14 protein-coding genes are annotated in these 18078 nt (G+C 31.2%); 4 read left to right on the forward strand and 10 right to left on the reverse strand.

Translation table 11 applies throughout. The features are described from left to right. Positions 1-57: 57 nt before the first annotated feature. Complete coding sequence (locus CX675_RS02225; protein WP_240723572.1) at positions 58-3765, forward strand: metallophosphoesterase; 3708 nt, start codon at positions 58-60, stop codon at positions 3763-3765. A gap of 76 nt (positions 3766-3841) precedes the next feature. Here CX675_RS02225 and CX675_RS02230 read toward each other — a convergent pair whose 3' ends face one another. The 6 genes from CX675_RS02230 to CX675_RS02255 form a co-directional block, all read right to left on the reverse strand. Beyond that, complete coding sequence (locus tag CX675_RS02230) at positions 3842-4723, reverse strand: SdiA-regulated domain-containing protein (protein WP_130733591.1); 882 nt, start codon at positions 4721-4723, stop codon at positions 3842-3844. Between the two features lie 42 nt (positions 4724-4765). Beyond that, positions 4766-5611 (reverse strand): mechanosensitive ion channel family protein, encoded by an 846-nt coding sequence (locus CX675_RS02235; RefSeq protein ID WP_130733592.1) that lies wholly within the window; start codon positions 5609-5611, stop codon positions 4766-4768. A 26-nt stretch (positions 5612-5637) separates the two neighbouring features. Further along, positions 5638-6759 carry an AI-2E family transporter gene (locus CX675_RS02240; protein ID WP_130733593.1) on the reverse strand — a complete coding sequence of 374 codons (1122 nt, stop codon included), beginning with the start codon at positions 6757-6759 and terminating at the stop codon, positions 5638-5640. A 93-nt stretch (positions 6760-6852) separates the two neighbouring features. After that, positions 6853-7038, reverse strand: coding sequence for a CsbD family protein (locus CX675_RS02245; RefSeq protein ID WP_130733594.1), 186 nt, complete (start codon positions 7036-7038; stop codon positions 6853-6855). Positions 7039-7108: 70 nt separating this feature from the next. After that, positions 7109-7588 (reverse strand): DNA starvation/stationary phase protection protein, encoded by a 480-nt coding sequence (locus CX675_RS02250; protein WP_240723573.1) that lies wholly within the window; start codon positions 7586-7588, stop codon positions 7109-7111. Between the two features lie 131 nt (positions 7589-7719). Further along, positions 7720-8073, reverse strand: coding sequence for a hypothetical protein (locus CX675_RS02255; RefSeq protein ID WP_130733595.1), 354 nt, complete (start codon positions 8071-8073; stop codon positions 7720-7722). Positions 8074-8208: 135 nt separating this feature from the next. On the opposite strand from CX675_RS02255, the gene pyrF reads away from it, so the two are divergent. Next, complete coding sequence (pyrF, locus tag CX675_RS02260) at positions 8209-9024, forward strand: orotidine-5'-phosphate decarboxylase (RefSeq protein WP_130733596.1); 816 nt, start codon at positions 8209-8211, stop codon at positions 9022-9024. A 5-nt stretch (positions 9025-9029) separates the two neighbouring features. Then, the gene (locus CX675_RS02265) at positions 9030-9830 is read left to right on the forward strand and encodes an ABC transporter substrate-binding protein (RefSeq protein WP_130733597.1); all 801 of its coding nucleotides are present in this window, start codon (positions 9030-9032) and stop codon (positions 9828-9830) included. A gap of 177 nt (positions 9831-10007) precedes the next feature. On the opposite strand, the gene CX675_RS02270 is transcribed toward CX675_RS02265, so the two are convergent. Then, positions 10008-10718 carry a DUF4197 domain-containing protein gene (locus CX675_RS02270; RefSeq protein ID WP_130733598.1) on the reverse strand — a complete coding sequence of 237 codons (711 nt, stop codon included), beginning with the start codon at positions 10716-10718 and terminating at the stop codon, positions 10008-10010. Positions 10719-10846: 128 nt separating this feature from the next. Here CX675_RS02270 and CX675_RS02275 point away from each other — a divergent pair, with 128 nt between their 5' ends. Then, a complete protein-coding gene (locus CX675_RS02275) occupies positions 10847-14272 on the forward strand; it encodes a methylmalonyl-CoA mutase family protein (protein ID WP_130733599.1) in 3426 nt (1141 codons plus the stop codon). 523 nt (positions 14273-14795) lie between these two features. On the opposite strand, the gene CX675_RS02280 is transcribed toward CX675_RS02275, so the two are convergent. The 3 genes from CX675_RS02280 to CX675_RS02290 all read right to left on the reverse strand — a co-directional run bounded on the left by CX675_RS02280 (position 14796) and on the right by CX675_RS02290 (position 18068). After that, positions 14796-15341, reverse strand: a complete 546-nt coding sequence (locus tag CX675_RS02280; RefSeq protein WP_130733600.1) for a type 1 glutamine amidotransferase domain-containing protein — start codon at positions 15339-15341, stop codon at positions 14796-14798. Positions 15342-15528: 187 nt separating this feature from the next. After that, a complete protein-coding gene (locus CX675_RS02285; RefSeq protein ID WP_130733601.1) occupies positions 15529-17712 on the reverse strand; it encodes a choice-of-anchor I family protein in 2184 nt (727 codons plus the stop codon). A 140-nt stretch (positions 17713-17852) separates the two neighbouring features. Beyond that, the gene (locus tag CX675_RS02290; protein ID WP_130733602.1) at positions 17853-18068 is read right to left on the reverse strand and encodes a hypothetical protein; all 216 of its coding nucleotides are present in this window, start codon (positions 18066-18068) and stop codon (positions 17853-17855) included. Positions 18069-18078 lie beyond the last annotated feature (10 nt).

Below are 18078 nucleotides of genomic sequence, written 5' to 3' on the forward strand. Positions count from 1 at the left end.
ACATTCAAAATATACTACTACTAAATTATGAAATTTAATTACTTTAAAAAGCATTTTTTGATAAAAATAACAGGTGTTTTATGTACCATACTCTTTCTCAATTCTTGTGCCACATATTCTGTTCAAACAGGAAGAAACTTAAAAGAACCAGTTGCAGATATCCAAGTAAATGCTAATCAAGTAGATTATACTTTTTATCTGGTTGGCGATGCAGGTAATGCGAATGAAATTAACTCAAAAGAAGCGTTGTTACCTTTGGAAAGCCAACTTCAAAATGCCGCTACAAATAGTACACTAATCTATTTAGGAGATAATGTTTATCCTGTAGGAATGTCTGATGATAAAAACAGTGAGGCTTATAAAACAGCGGAAAAAATTTTGGAAAACCAATTGTCTATTACAAAAAAATATAAAGGAAAAACTTTGGTTATACCAGGAAATCACGATTGGTATAGTGGGTTAAAAGGACTTAATAATCAGGAAGATTTTGTAGTGAAATATTTAAATGATAAAAAATCTTTTTCACCTAGAAAAGGATGTCCAATTGAAGATTTTGAAATTAATGATAATATTACTTTAATTACAATAAACAGTCAGTGGTATTTAGAAGATTGGAATAAAATACCTACAATTAATGATGATTGTACCATTAAGAGTAGAGATGAATTCTTTGGAGAATTTGAAAGCTTACTAAACAAAAACCAAGACAAAATTGTAATTGTAGCCATGCATCATCCTTTATTTACAAATGGAGTTCATGGCGGTCACTTTGGCGTAAAAAAAATGTTGATATCTGCTGAAGCTTCTTTTCCTGTACCCTTACTAGGTACTTTATATAATTTGTTGCGAAAAACTTCTGGTGTTAGTACACAAGATGTTTTAAATAAAGATTATATGACAATGTCAAAACGAATTCAAACCTTAATTCAGAAACATGAAAATATCATTGTGGTTTCAGGACACGAACATAGTTTAGAATACATTGAAAAAAACGGTATTAAACAAATAGTGAGTGGATCAGGAACCAAAACTGATGCTGCTAGAGCGATTTATCCGAATGATTTTTCTTATGGTAAAAATGGTTTTGCAAAATTAGAGTTGTTAAAGTCTGGACAAGGTGTTTTAACATTCTTTGGTAAAGAAAACGGAAAAGAAATTGTACTATACAAACAGACTATCTTAGAACCTGTAAATACCGAAACGAAAGATTACCCCGATACTTTTCCAGAATATGTGGAAGCTACAGTTTATAAACCAGAAAACACAAAACGCTCTAATTTTTACAATTTTTTATGGGGAAAACATTATAGAAATTATTATGGAACACCTATAAAAGCAAGAGTGGCTACAATTGATACGCTTTTTGGAGGTTTAAAAATAGATAGAGAAGGAGGAGGGCAGCAATCTAATTCGTTGCGAGTGGTAGACAATACTAAAAAGGAATATGTTTTAAGAGCAGTAAAAAAGAATGCAACTCGTTTTTTTCAAGCAGCAGTATTTGTGGACCAATATGTTCAAGACGATTTAAAAAATACTTATGTAGAGACTTTTTTAATGGATTTTTTTACTACAGGTCATCCTTTTACGGCCTTTATCATTGATGATCTTTCTAAAAATATTGCTATTTATCATGCGAATCCAAAATTATATTACATTCCAAAACACGATGCTTTAGGAAAATTCAATTCTAGTTTTGGTGACGAATTGTATATGGTACAGGAGCGAGAATCGGATAGTCAGCTGGATGAAACATCTTTTGGTAAACCCAACGATATTATTGGTACCGATGATTTATTTAAAAAATTAAGAAAAGATGAAAAATATAAAGTGGACGAAGCTGCTTTTATAAGAGCTCGTTTATTTGATATGTTATTGGGTGATTGGGATAGGCACTCCGATCAATGGAAATGGTCTGAATTTAAAATAAGTGATGACGAAATTAGTTATAAACCTATTCCAAAAGACAGAGATCAGGCTTTTCCAAAATATGGAGGTGTTTTAATGAGTTTAATTTTAAATCTTCCCGAATTTAGAAAAATGCAGACCTATGATGGAGAAATTCAAAATTTAAAATGGCTTAATCATGTGGGTTATAAATTAGATATGGCATTTTTGCAATCTAATAAAAAAGAAGATTGGATGGCACAAGCTCAGTTTATTCAAAATAATTTAACAGATGCTGTTATTGATGCTGCTTTTCTTCAGTTACCAGTTGAAGTACAAGATGCTACGAGTGAAAAATTAAAAACGGATTTAAAATCGAGAAGAGATCATTTGCAAGAATATGCTGAAAAATATTACAAACTTTTAGAAAAAAGAGCCATCCTTGTAGGTACTGATAAAAAAGAAGATTTTTATATAAAAAAAATAAGTCCAACCGAAATTGAAGTAACTCAAATCCGAAATAAAAAGGATGGAAAAGAGCAATTAATTAGAAAACGTACTTTTAACTCAAAAAATACTAAAGAAATTTGGATTTATGGTTTAGATGATGATGACAAATTTATTGTAGAAGGTAATTTTAAATCTAAAATTAAAATACGACTCATTGGCGGACAAAACAATGATACCTATAAAATAGAAAATGGGCATCACGTTAAAATTTATGATTATAAATCCAAAGACAATACCTTAGAAACAGACCATAAAACAGCAACACGTTTAAGTGATAATTATGAAATGAATGTTTACAGCTATAAAAAAGCCAATTATAGTTCGTTTTCAACAATTCCAGGTGGGGGTTTTAATCCAGATGACGGATTAAAATTAGGTGTTATTATGAATTATGTACACAATGGTTTTAGACAAAATCCTTATACTAGCAAACATACAATTTCTCCTAATTATTTTTTTGCTACCAATGGATTTGAAGTAAAATATAAAGGTCATTTTCCAAAGTTATTAGGTACATTTGATTTTAATATCGATTCAAAATTTACTAGTCCAAATTTTACAATCAATTATTTTGGTTATGGAAACGAATCGGTATATAATGATTTAGATGAAGATATAGATTTTGATTACAATAGGGTAAAATTAAGTACTATTAATTTCTTTCCATCAATAAATAGAGTTGGAAGAAAAGGGAGTATTCTTACCTTTCAATTAGGTTTTGAAAATTTAGAAGTGGAAAAAATAGCTGATCGATTTGTTAGTATTCCCAATGTATTAGAAGATCGATTATTTACGAATCAGCAGTTTGCAAGTACAAAATTAGCCTACGGATTTGAAAATTATGATATTGTATCTTTACCTACTTATGGTATGGGCTTTTTATTATCTGCAGAATGGAAAAGTAATTTAAATGTAGAAAACAAAAACTTTGTTACTCTTGAGAGTAAGTTTAATTTTTCGCATAAAATTGCTACTAATGGTAATTTAGTATTTGAAACCTTATTTAGAGGAAAAATACTAACGAATGATAATTTTGATTTCTATCATGCAGCAGCTATAGGTGGAAACAATGGCTTAAGAGGTGTAAGAAATGAACGCTTTATAGGAAGACAATCTTTTTATCAAACGTCTGATTTACGATTAACTTTAGGTAGTATTAAAAGAAGTTTCATTCCTATGAAGTATGGAATTATTGGAGGGTTTGATTATGGTCGAGTATGGACGAGTAATGATACGTCTAATACTTGGCATACTTCTTATGGTGGTGCTTTATGGCTAAATGGTATCAATATGATTACAGCAAAAGCAGGTTATTTTAAAAACCCTAATGATAAAGGACGTCTCACTTTTGCCGTTCAATTTGGGTTTTAGTTATGCTTCAATATAAACATAAAAAAAGAGTAGTGATTTTAAATCACTACTCTTTTTTATATAAATAATATAGGATTTATTCTTCTAATTTATATTCATAAATTTTTCCACCTACTTTTTTGGTTTTTTCATCCGAAATTAAAAGCAAATCATTGTCTTTAAATGTAACGCCTTCTCGTTGTGTATAAGTATCAAACTGTACTTCTTTTAAGCTTCCTTTTACAAAATTATCTTCTACAAAATCGGTAAAAATCCACATTCTTTTATTACTTAATAAAACAACTTTGTTGTGATCTGGACTAATGGCTGCATCTGTTATTGAACAAGCCGTAAATTTATCACAAGTAACATATTTGTTTAGTAAAATGGCTTTGTGCTCTCCTGGTTCATTTGGAATTTTATAAATATGCGTAGTGCCATCAAAATTTTTACTTCTGTTTTTGGTAAACAAATAAAACGAATCATCTTTAATTAGAAAGGCCTCACAATCATAGAATAAGTTTTCTTTATTTGGTGGAAAATCTTCCTGATCTTCATAATAAAATTCTATTTTTTCTATAGAATCGATAGCTTCTTTTTTTAAGTCGGTATGATTAATTTTATAAATTGCTAAATTTTTTCTTTTATTTCCATTGTTACCAAAATCGCCTATGTATATATTGCCTTCTTCATCCGAAGTTAATGCTTCCCAATCATGATTTTTTGCAGGATTAATTTTTATCGATTTTATGAGTTTACCATCTGTAGTAATTTGGTACAATTTATTTGCATTTCCACTATCTTGAATTACCCATAAAGTATCCTTAACAAATGTCATTCCGGAAACTTCATTTAACTTGTCTGGTAGTTCTTGAACTTCAGTTACAGTAATTTCTTTTATATCAGAATCCAGTGAAATGCAGGAATTGAATACTAATCCTGAAAATAAAAATAGTGTAAGCATGGTGTAATTTTTCATTTCTTTTTCAATTTTTTCTTTAAAGTTTAAACATCTCAAAAATTATGTCGCAATCATTTTTACTTCAACAATGTCTGATGGTAAACCAAATCCTTTATTTAATAACAATTTAAATACCTTGAGCATAATATTACTTTTTAATTTTGCACCAGGTACTTTAATATCATTAGTCATGTACCAATAGGACACTCTTACATTAACAGTACTAGTTGCTAATTCATCTATAACTGCAAAAGGTTCTGGATATTGTAATACACCTTCTTCTGTTTTGAGAATATTTTCTATAATATTTAACGCTTCTTCTGTATTATCATTGTAATCTAACCCAATTAAAAATTCAGTTCGTAATAAATCGTCTAATGTATAATTTACTAAACCATTTTTTGCAATTAAACCATTAGGAATAAAAACCTCTTTACCGTCTAGGGTTTTTATCAAGGTTTCTCTCAAAGACATATTAGTTACTTTCCCTTTAAAACCATCAATTTCAATTAAATCTCCTATTCGAAAAGGTCTTTTAAAAGCCATTATAATTCCTGATAAAAAATTTTCACCAATGTCTTTTAATGCAAAACCAATGATAAAGGTTGTAATTCCTGCACCAGCTAAAATTTTATCGGTAATTTCTCCCAAACCTAAAATACTTAACGAAATGATAAGTAAAAAGATGGTGAGAACTAATGCAATAACATTTACTAAAAAATCGCTAACTAATGGGTCTTTTGATTTTTTATCGATACTATTAAATGCAACCGATTTTAATTTTCTAATGATAAAAATACCAATTATAAAAATACCAATTGCAAAAATTATAGCTGGTAGAGCAACATAAAAATTATTCCAACTTTCTTGTACTATTTGATTGATGTTTTCCATTTGTGAATCCATAGTATGTTCCTTTTATAAATTAGCTGTTATTTGTTTTTCTCTTTTCTTATTTTTTTCCAAATTTTCAATCGGTTTTTAGCTCTGCTACTAAAGTACTTTTCATCTGCTTGCCCAAGTACAAAACCTATGGCTTTAAATTTTACTGAATTGTCAAAAATTACTTTTAATGATGCTGTTATTGGTAAGGCCAAAATCATCCCTGGAATTCCCCATAACATAGAAAACAATAAAATAACTAAAATGGATACAAACGAATTTAACGAAACTTTTGAACCTGTAATTTTGGGTGTTATAAAATTACCTTCAATAAATTGAATAAAGCTAAAAATGGCAATTACACCAATAGCATACCAATAGGAATCTTTGGTCGCCAAAGCAACTAACGCTGGTAACATAGAGCCAATGATGATGCCTATGTAAGGAACTAAAAGAAGCAAAGCGCATAGAAACCCAAAAAAGAAAGGATAATCTATCCCCAAAGCAACTAACCCTAAGCTATTTAATAATCCCACAATTCCCATAACACTTACTAAACCCACTAAATAGTTTTGTTGTACTTTGTAAAGTTCGTTTAAAATAAAACGCATACTCTTTTTAGTACTTACTCCAGCTGTTGCTTTATACAAAAAGCTAATTAAAAAACTACGATAAAGTAACAGGAAAAACATATATAAAGGAGTAAAAAGAAAATCGCTAATTACGGTTCCAGATTGGGTAATAAAATTGAGAATCTTATTCGAATTTTGTTTTACAATTTCTTTAACTTCTAATTTTTCTGAACCTACAATATCTTTACTTTCAATTCCTGTAGAATTTTCAGTTTCTCTAATTAAAATATTGGTTTTTTCTACAATTTTATCATAATAGGTATCACTTTTATCCATAATGTCTTGAAATTGAATACCAATGGCAACAAAAATGAAAAAGATAATGGCAGAAAACACTAAGATAGCTATTAGTATCGATATAATTCTGTTAAAACACAGTCGGGTTTCAAAAAATTTCACAATCGGATATACTAATACACTTAGGAGTATAGCAAATAAAATGGGTATTAAGAAATCTTGCAATATATAAGCCATGAATACAATCAATATAAATGCAAAAAGATCTTGTACAATATGTGTTTTGTGGTTAGTTGTATTCATTTTGTTTGATATAAAAACTGTCTATAAATGTATTAATAGCTTTTTACAACATATCAATAGATTCATAGACAGTAACATTAATTGAGGTTTAGATTACAGCTCAGCAATCCATTGTTTAATTTCATCTTTTGTTTTACCAACTTTCTTTTGGATTCGTCCATAAAGTTCGTCTTCTTTACCTTCTTCATAAAGTAGGTCATCGTCTGTTAAATCGGCATATTTTTGTTTTAGTTTACCTTTAACTTCGTTCCAGTTACCTTTTAATTCTGTAGTGTTCATAATGTTTGTATTTAAAAATTAATATTTGGTTTTTTTCAGTTTATTTATTTGTTTGCTAATTTGTTTATTCTTAGCTTAAATATTTTCTTAAAATCCAAGATTTTGATTCGTGTTCTTGTAATATAGCGGTTAAGAAATCGGCTGTTCCTGCATCTTTAACATCTTCTGCATTTTCAATAAATTCTCTTAATTGGATGATGATTTTTTCATGGTCGTCTAATAATTCTTCCAGCATTTGATTTTGATTTACATATTTTGATTCTTCTTTCAAAATAGAATGTTCAATAAATTCTTTCATTGTACCAATGGTTTTACCACCCAGTTTGCTTATTCTTTCTGCTACTTCATCTATTGTTTTTTCTAATTTACTATATTGATTTTCAAAAAGTTTATGTAACTCCATAAAGCTATTTCCAGTTACATTCCAATGAAATTTTCTACTTTTTACATATAAAACCATTTCATTAGATAATACAATGGTTAAATCTTGTATGCTTTTTGATAAGTTTTTTTTCTCTAATCCAATTTTTGGCGCTAACATTGTTTCCATGATATTGTTTTTATTTGATTTTTTATTACTACAAAGTTACTTTGCTTCTTATTGGTAGTGCTTATATGATTTTTGTGAATACTTATATAATTTCAAGTTTCACTTCTTTTTTCAATGAAGACGAAACGGAACTATTTTTTTCTATTGGAATTTAAAAATCCTAAAGTACTAACTGCGTTAGAAAAATAGGAATAGTTTATCTTTTCAAAAAGAAGCTCATTTTGAAGCTTAAAATGATAATGGAATTCAACATTTTTACTGTTTTTCAATGAAATAAAAGTTTGTTTTATATTTTGTAAAAATATACCTAGCGAAAAAGTGTGTTGGTGAAACCAATAGCTTTTACATTCAATTACAAATGAAAGTAAAAACATTTCAAAATAATTCACTTGTTTAGCTTGTACCACTAAATCATTAGTACAAGTTGCCACCATCAAACAAAATGAATCGATAATTACCTTATTATATATTGCACTTGTTTTCATAACTGTTACATTTTAATATTACAAAGCTACACTAGACTAGAATAGCTTCGCTTATATAATTTCGACAGATATTTACACAATATTTATTTAAGTAATTTAAACTTTGTAGATTTGCACAACTACAAAATTATTGACATGACAACACCACAACTTGTGCATCAAATTAAAACCAAGAAATCCTTTTTATGTATTGGTCTTGATGTTGATGTAACCAAAATTCCTGCGTTTTTACTTGAAAAAGAAGATCCTATTTTTGAATTTAATAAAGCCATTATCGATGCTACACATGATTTATGTGTTTCCTACAAACCAAATACTGCGTTTTATGAAGCTTATGGAATAAAAGGATGGCAATCCTTGCAAAAAACCATACAATATCTCAATGATAACTATCCTGATATTTTTACGATAGCAGATGCAAAAAGAGGAGATATTGGTAATACTTCTTCCATGTATGCGAAAGCTTTTTTTGAAGATTTACAATTTGATAGTGTAACAGTAGCACCTTATATGGGGAAAGATTCTGTAGAACCGTTTTTAGCTTTCGAAGGAAAACATACTATTATGCTAGCACTAACTTCTAATGAAGGAGCATTCGATTTTCAAACCTTACAAACCAAGGATAAAGAATTGTACAAACAAGTATTGGAAACCTCCAAAAAATGGGAAAATGCTGACAATTTAATGTATGTGGTGGGTGCTACAAAAGCAGAATATTTTACTGAAATCAGAAAAATTGTACCCGATAGTTTTCTTTTAGTTCCAGGTGTAGGCGCACAAGGCGGAAGTTTGTCTGAAGTGTGTAAATACGGGATGAATGAGAATATAGGGTTGTTAATTAATTCTTCCAGAGGTATTATTTATGCCTCTAATCAAGAGAACTTTGCTGAAAAAGCGAGAGCAGAAGCATTGAAATTGCAGAAGGAGATGGAAGAAATAATTACAAAGTAAAAAAAATGAAAGAATTAATAGATCAAATGGGAACAAAACACCTATTTGAAAATACACCCAAAAGAATTATTTCATTAGTGCCTTCGCAAACCGAATTATTATATGATTTAGGTTTGGAAGATTATTTGTTGGGTATAACTAAATTTTGCATTCACCCTTTACATTTAAAAGCGACAAAAACAATTGTTGGTGGTACCAAAAAAATAAAAGGAGACAAAATTAAGGCTCTTAATCCAGATATAATTATTTGTAATAAAGAAGAAAATACCAAAGAAATAGTTGAAGAGTTAAGTACTATTTGTCCAGTTTGGGTAACCGATATTCTAACTATTGAAGATAATTTACAAATGATTCACGATTTTGGGATTCTCTTTGATAAGCGCACCGAAGCTAGAAAATGGATAGATAAAACCCGTTTTGCTTGGCAGAATTTTAAAAAATATATCGTTGATAAACCAGTTAAGAAAGCCGCTTATTTTATTTGGGCAAATCCTTACATGGTGGCAGGAAATAACACATTTATCAATGAATTATTGAATTTAAATCATTTTACCAATATTTATGAAAATAAAGAAAGTCGCTATCCAGAAGTAGAACTCAAAAAAATTAGATTAGAAGGTGATCCAGATTATGTATTTTTATCTTCCGAACCTTTCCCTTTTAAAGATGAACATGCTTTTGAAATTGGCAGGGCAACACATCATGCGAAAACGGTATTTGTTGATGGAGAAATGTTCTCTTGGTATGGAAGTCGATTGGTAAAGGCATTCGATTATTTTAAAATACTACACGAAAAAATAGCCTAAAAAATAAAATTAAAAGCATAAAAAAACCACGTCTGAGAAAAACGTGGTATTTTTTTAACTAACCTTAACCAAACAAATATGAGATTTGTTACTTTTAACACTGCAAATATCCGACTATTTTTAGCTAAGGTGTGTTAACGATGTGTTATATATATGTTATTGAATATTAAAATTTGATTACTTATTATCTTGTAACGCAAATACTTTTTTTAATAAATCTGATGTTCTTGAACTTAATTGCGTTCTAATATTCCCTTCTTCAACAGCAATCATTTTAAACACGCCTTCCATGGCTTTATTGGTAGTGTAGTCTGTTAAATCTGGATTTACTTTTGTTACAAAAGGAATATTATTGTATTTTGTAATAATATTTGTCCATACTTTATCAGCACCTACTTTTGTGAAAGAATTCTTAATAACAGGATTAAATTTACTATACAAAGCATTTGAAGTGGTACTTTCTAAATAAGAAGTAGCAGCTCTGTTATCTCCCATTAAAATATTTTTGGCATCATTAAATGTCATTTGTTTTACAGCATCAACAAATATTGGTGTTGCTTCTTTAACAGCATCTTCTGCCGCTCGGTTTAAAACCTTTAAACCTTCATCAGCTAATTTAGATAAACCTATATCTCTTAGTCCTTTATCTACTTTTTGTAATTCTTCTGGTAGTAAAATTTTTACCAATTCGTTTTTGTAAAAACCATCAACCGCTGTTAATTTTGTTACTTGTTTATCAATTCCATTGTCTAACGCTTCTTTTAAACCATTAGCAATATCTAACTGACTTAATCCACCAGGACCTTGGGGTAATTGATTAACTACTTGTTGTAATTCTGAACAACTTAAACTAATAAATGCAAATAAGCAAAATACAATTTTTTTCATGTGTACTATTTTAGGACTTTTCATCAAAGATAATGCCTTTTTTTTTAGCGTGAAATTCTACACTGAAATAACCGCAGAAATTTATTAAATTCGTAAATTGCAGCCTTAAATTTGACATAAAATTACAAATGGAACAACAACAACCTTATATTCCTGTAAATAAAGTAAGAATTGTTACTGCAGCTTCCCTTTTTGATGGGCACGATGCAGCGATTAATATTATGAGACGTATCATTCAGGCAACTGGATGTGAAGTGATACATTTAGGTCATGATAGAAGTGTGGAAGAAGTGGTTAATACTGCTATTCAAGAAGATGCTAATGCTATCGCAATGACCTCTTATCAAGGTGGTCATACCGAATATTTAAAATATATGTTTGATTTGCTAAGCGAAAAAGGAGCAAGTCATATTAAAATTTTTGCTGGTGGAGGAGGTGTTATTCTTCCTAGTGAAATTGATGAATTGCACGAATACGGTATTGAAAAAATCTATTCTCCAGATGATGGACGTGCTATGGGTTTACAAGGGATGATTAACGATTTAGTAAAACGTTCTGATTTTCCAATAGGTAATGCATTAAATGGTGAAGCAGATCATTTAGCGAATAAAAACCCCCGTGAAATTGCGCGTGTAATTTCAGCTGCGGAAAATTTCCCAGAAATTGCAAAAGCGACTTTAGATAAAATACACCAAGAAAATGAAACATCAACCACACCTGTATTAGGAATTACTGGAACAGGCGGTGCTGGTAAATCGTCTTTAGTAGACGAATTAGTGCGTCGTTTTTTAATTGATTTCCCTGAAAAAACAATTGGTTTAATTTCGGTTGACCCATCCAAACGTAAGACGGGTGGAGCTTTATTGGGTGATAGAATTCGTATGAACGCTATCAATAATCCTAGAGTGTATATGCGTTCTTTGGCAACCCGTCAATCCAATTTAGCCTTGTCAAAATATGTAGCGGAAGCAATCCAAGTTTTAAAAGCAGCAAAATACGATTTAATTGTATTGGAAACTTCAGGTATCGGACAATCGGATACTGAAATTATGGACCACTCTGATGTTTCATTGTATGTAATGACTCCAGAATTTGGTGCGGCTACACAATTGGAAAAAATCGATATGTTGGATTTCGCAGATTTGGTAGCACTAAATAAATTCGACAAAAGAGGTGCTTTAGATGCTATTCGTGATGTAAAAAAACAATACCAACGCAATCATAACCTTTGGGATGCCAATCCTGATGATATGCCTGTTTTTGGAACCATTGCGTCTCAATTTAACGATCCTGGAATGAACTCGCTTTATAAAGCGATTATGGATAAAATTGTAGACAAAACAGGAATTGATTTACACTCTACTTTTGAAATAACCAAAGAGATGAGTGAGAAAATCTTCGTCATTCCGCCACATAGAACACGTTATTTGTCTGAAATTGCAGAGAATAATCGTAAGTATGATGAGACAGTTTTAACACAGGTTGAAGTGGCTCAAAAATTATACGGAATTTTCAAAACGATTGAATCGGTAAATGGAAACTTCCCTCAAATTGATAAAGCAGGAATCGTTGAATCATCATTACAAATTAACGATTCAAACAAGGATTTCGTTTCGCTTTTAGTAAAAGAATTTGACCGAGTTAAAATGAATTTAGATCCATACAATTGGGAAGTAATTCAAACTTGGGATGACAAAGTAAACCAATACAAAAATCCTATTTACTCGTTTAAAGTAAGGGATAAAGTAATTGAAATTAAAACACATAGTGAGTCGTTATCACATACACAAATTCCTAAAATAGCCTTACCAAAGTACCAAGCTTGGGGTGATATTTTAAGATGGAATTTACAAGAAAATGTACCGGGAGAATTTCCATTTGCATCTGGATTGTATCCTTTTAAGCGTGAAGGAGAGGATCCAACGCGTATGTTTGCAGGTGAAGGAGGACCAGAACGTACCAACCGTCGTTTCCATTATGTAAGTTTGGGTATGCCAGCAAAACGTTTGTCAACCGCTTTTGACTCGGTAACACTTTACGGAAATGATCCCGATCACAGACCCGATATTTATGGGAAAATTGGGAATGCAGGAGTTTCAATTTGTTGTTTGGATGATGCTAAAAAATTATATTCTGGTTTTGATTTAAGTCACCCAGCGACTTCAGTTTCGATGACTATCAATGGACCAGCTCCTATGTTGTTAGGTTTTTTTATGAATGCTGCAATTGATCAAAATTGTGAGAAGTATATTAAAGAAAATGGTTTAGAAGCAGAAGTTGAAGCAAAAATTAAAGCGATTTATAAAACTAAAGGTTTAGAAAGACCAACTTATAACGGGGCTTTGCCTGAAGGGAATGATGGTTTAGGATTAATGCTTCTTGGTGTAACTGGAGATCAGGTTTTACCTGCGGATGTTTACTTAGACATTAAAATTAAAACCTTAGCGCAAGTGCGTGGAACGGTTCAAGCCGATATTTTAAAAGAAGACCAAGCGCAAAACACTTGTATTTTCTCTACGGAGTTTGCGTTGCGTTTAATGGGTGACGTTCAGGAATATTTCATTCAAAACAATGTGCGTAACTTCTATTCGGTTTCGATTTCAGGTTACCATATTGCAGAAGCTGGTGCAAATCCAATCACGCAATTGGCATTTACTTTAGCCAATGGATTCACGTATGTGGAGTACTATTTGAGTAGAGGTATGGATATTAATGCCTTTGGACCAAACTTATCGTTCTTCTTTTCTAATGGAATTGATCCAGAATATGCGGTTATTGGTCGTGTAGCACGTAAAATTTGGGCAAAAGCCTTAAAATTAAAATACGGTGCCAATGAAAGAGCTCAAATGTTGAAATATCATATTCAAACCTCGGGTCGTTCATTACACGCTCAAGAAATTGATTTCAATGATATTCGTACAACGTTACAAGCGTTATATGCCATTTACGATAATTGTAATTCGTTGCATACCAATGCGTATGATGAAGCGATTACAACACCTACAGAAGAATCAGTACGTAGAGCAATGGCAATTCAGTTGATTATCAATAAAGAGTTAGGGTTGGCGAAAAACGAAAACCCAATCCAAGGTTCGTTCATTATTGAGGAATTAACCGATTTGGTAGAAGAAGCCGTTTTAGCTGAATTTGATAGAATTACCGAAAGAGGAGGCGTTTTGGGTGCTATGGAAACCATGTACCAAAGAAGTAAAATTCAAGAAGAATCGTTGTATTACGAAACCTTGAAACATACAGGTGAATTCCCAATCATTGGTGTGAATACGTTCTTAAGTTCGAAAGGTTCACCAACGGTTATTCCTGCGGAAGTAATTCGTGCAACGGAAGAAGAAAAGCAATTCCAAATTAAAACCTTAGAAAACTTACATGAGGCTCATGAAGATAAAGTAAAAGAGCAAATAGCGTTATTACAAGAAGCAGCCATTAAGAATCAGAATATTTTTGAAATATTAATGAATGCTACTAAATATTGTTCGTTAGGGCAAATTACTTCTGGTTTATTTGAAGTAGGAGGTCAGTACAGACGAAATATGTAAGAAGGATGCATCTGAAACAAGGCGGAAGCCGAAGTTGAAGAATTGCATATCGCTTATGCTGAGCTTGTCGAAGCATCTCAGAGAGCCGAAATCTTTGAAAAAGATTTGGTACGAATCGTTTATACCGAGCTTGAGGAAGTGTTTCAGACTAAAAATTAAATAGTATAAATTAAAAACCTTTCAGAAATGAAAGGTTTTTTTATTTAATAAGAGCAGAAACCTATTAATTACAACCCCAAAGCTATTATTTATAACCTAAAAGGTAGTAGCAATAACCAAAAAGGTTCTAATTATAACCTTAAAGCTCTTATTTATAAGCTAAAAGCTATTAATTTTAACCTCAGAGCTTATATTTATAACCAAAGAGGTTCAAATTATAACCTCAAAGCTAGTATTATGAAGCTAAAAGGTATTCGCGATAAGCTATTTGGTTTTAAATGAATAGTATCTCAAATAAAAAAGACTTTCTAATTAGAAAGTCTTTTTGTTTCCTACTTATAAAAGTAGTCAAATTAAAGAAACATTATCGTACAGGATCGTGTTTACCTTCTTTAATTTCTTCAATCATTTTTTTGTTGAAAGCAGGTAAATCATCTGGTTTTCTACTAGTTACGAGTCCTTTATCGACTACAACTTCTTTATCGTACCATTCGGCTCCTGCATTGATTAAATCTTGTTTTATAGAAGGATAGGAAGTCATTTTTCGACCAGCTACCACCTGTGCACTAATTAAAGTTTGTGGTCCGTGACAAATAGCAGCTACGGGTTTCCCTTTTTCAAAAAAATGTTGTACAAATTGTACGGCAGCGGTATTGGTTCGCAACTGATCAGGATTAATTACACCTCCAGGTAAAACTAAGGCATCATAATCGCTATGATGGGCTTCTCGTAGTGTTTTATCTACAGGATGTAGTTTTCCCCATTCTGTTGAAGCCCAAGCTTTAATACTTCCCGATTCTGGACTTACAATTTCTGTTTTCCAACCTTCTTTTTCTAATGCTTTTCTAGGAGATGTTAATTCAATTTCTTCAAAACCATTGGTAGCCAAAATGGCTATTTTCTTTTTCATAATTTCAATTTTTATAGGTTTACTACTTAATTTGTTATCGTAAAAGTACAGCCCAATGGCTCCTCTTATGTTACATTATTTCACGAGAGTGTTATGAAATATTCAGAGACATCATGCCTTGATAGTATAAAAAAGAAAGACCTTCTGAAAAGAAGGTCTTTTGGAATCAACAATAACACATTTATAATTATTCAACAACTACTTTTTGTGCGACTCCATCTTTTGTTTTTATAAAATAAATTCCTTTAGGGTAATTCATTTCTAAATTTTGTGTGTTTTCCTTTTCAATTAATTTTTTCCCAGTCATATCATATAAACTAACCGAAACAGTAGTGTTAAAATGAACAATTCCGTTTGTAGATGGATTAGGATAAACGAAAAAGGCATTGGTGTTTTCTGCGAAATTTGGAGTAGAAAGAACATCATTCGTAATTTCATATAAGCTTAAAGTAGCACTCACTTCATTTGCCATAATCACTAAACCTTTATTAATTGGACTATTTTCTGGAGTGATGTAAATAATGCCTTCAGGACCTAAATCACCACCTATACCAGATGTATCGCGACTGTTTTTATACGAAATAAAAGTAGGACTCATTGGATTTGAAATATCATACGTCATTAATCCTCCAGTTCTTTCAAGAGTAATAAAAGCATAGGTTGCTCCATTAATTTCTGCAATAGTTATTCCTTCTGGCTCCGGACCTTTGTTATCACTTCTGTTTTTAAAATTATTGTTGTCGTTACTCGCATTGAATAAACTTCCATACAATGGGTCTGCAGCGGTGATTTTTTCAAAATCAGAACCACTATCATATACTAATTGCCCTGTAGCAGTGTTCCAAATACTGAATGAACGAGTACCAAAAACATGTATTTCATCAAAATCACCATCATTATCTGTGTCACCAGTAGCATTGGTAACCGTTAAACGACCTATGTTTTTACTGTTTTTTAAGAAAGTAGCATTTGGAAAAACGGTAGGATCTAAAACATAACTTCCACTACTAATTCTCTTTTCTTCAGAAAGTCCGTTGTAATCTCTAGAATCACCTTCATTAGCTGTTACTAAATAAGTGGTACCATTTACGGTGTAATTCGCAATTGCATCTGGCATATACATTCCTTTTACAGGCCAGTTGCCTAAAAAGATTTCCCCAAACTGATCTGAAGTATCTAATTCATTACCTGGAAGCATATGATCTTTAAATCCAAGTGGTGTAATTTGTGTAATTTGATTGTTTACCAAATCGATAGTTGCAATAGCATTATTTTCTTGTAACGAAACCCAAGCGGTGTTTCCATCTGCTGCAACTGTAATATATTCTGGCTCTAAATCTTTTGATACAGTAGCATTAACACCAAATATTCTTACATTATTGGCTCTTAATGTAGCTAACTGACTGTCAAAAGCATTGAAAGTAAGATGAGTTACATCACTTTGTTGAATATTATTTAAACCAGCCGTTACATCAACTATAGTAATACTTCCTTCTGGATCAATAGTATAATCGTCGTTAGGCTCTCCTTCATTAGCAATAATAACTTTGGTACCATCTGGAGTAAAAGTAACCATATCTGGTAAAACACCAGCATCTACTGTAGCGCCAATAGTTCCATTGGTATCCATAAAAATTACTTTTCCATTTCCGTAATTTGCTCCTTGAACAGTAGCTGCCACTAAACCATTTTTAAAAGCAATACTCGTTCCGCCAATTCCATAAGTTGCTAAATCAACCGATTGAATTGAAGTAATAGCATTTGGATTAGAAAAATCTAATATTTCAATCTTAGATGCGGTAGAGTTCATTACAAATAAGCGTTGTGTAGTTGGATCATGTGCTACAATTTCAGCTGAACCAGAAGGATCTACTAAATAACTAGCAATAAAATTAATATCTAAAGCAGTAGTATTTGCTGGAGCATTTGTTTCGTCTTCTAAAATATAAATTGTTGTTTCTGAAGTTCCTACAATACTTCCATTTACAGCATTGGAAAGTGTTAATACAAAATAAGTATCTCCTGTATATGCATTATCATTAGTAATAGGAATAGTGATGGTTTCTGAACTAGCGTTTAAAGTAAAAGTTACCGTTTGATTAGCAAATGTAAATTGTTGTCCGTTTGTAGCAGTACCATAAGAAGAAACAACCACATCTACACTGGTTATACCATCAGACGGACTGTTTAAATTGAGTATAATGTCTACTGTATTATCGTTTTCGTTAACGACATAAAAATCGGATGCAAAGGTAATATCAGAGGCATATGTGGTTGTCTTTTTATTTTTAATGGGTGTATTATTTTCAGCTAATATAGCTTTGGTAAAAAACACACTTAAAAGTAAGAATAGCGTAATTTTAGATTTCATATTGTAAGTTTATAGTTTCTGGCACAAACTTACAGGTATGATGTCATCAAATCGTTATTTAAAAATTACTAAATCTTTCAGAAAACTTTACTGAAATGTTTAAAAAAAGTAAACAAGTAAATTTATTGTTAAGTGGTTTCTTATTTTTTTACGGTATAAATACCTCCTACAAAAAGTGCTGCTGCTAATCCTAAAAAGATAAAACCTTGTGTTTGACCTGATTCATTAGACGCATCGATTTCTATTCCTAAAAATTTAACTTCAGCGGTGCTGTCGGCTACTTTATTCGCTCCTAAATAACCTACATAAATGGATAATACAATTAAAAGAGTTCCGATGATTTTTGTTGCTTTCATAATTTTTGGT

The organism is Flavobacterium sp. J27 (assembly GCF_004303025.1).
GTDB lineage: Bacteria > Bacteroidota > Bacteroidia > Flavobacteriales > Flavobacteriaceae > Flavobacterium.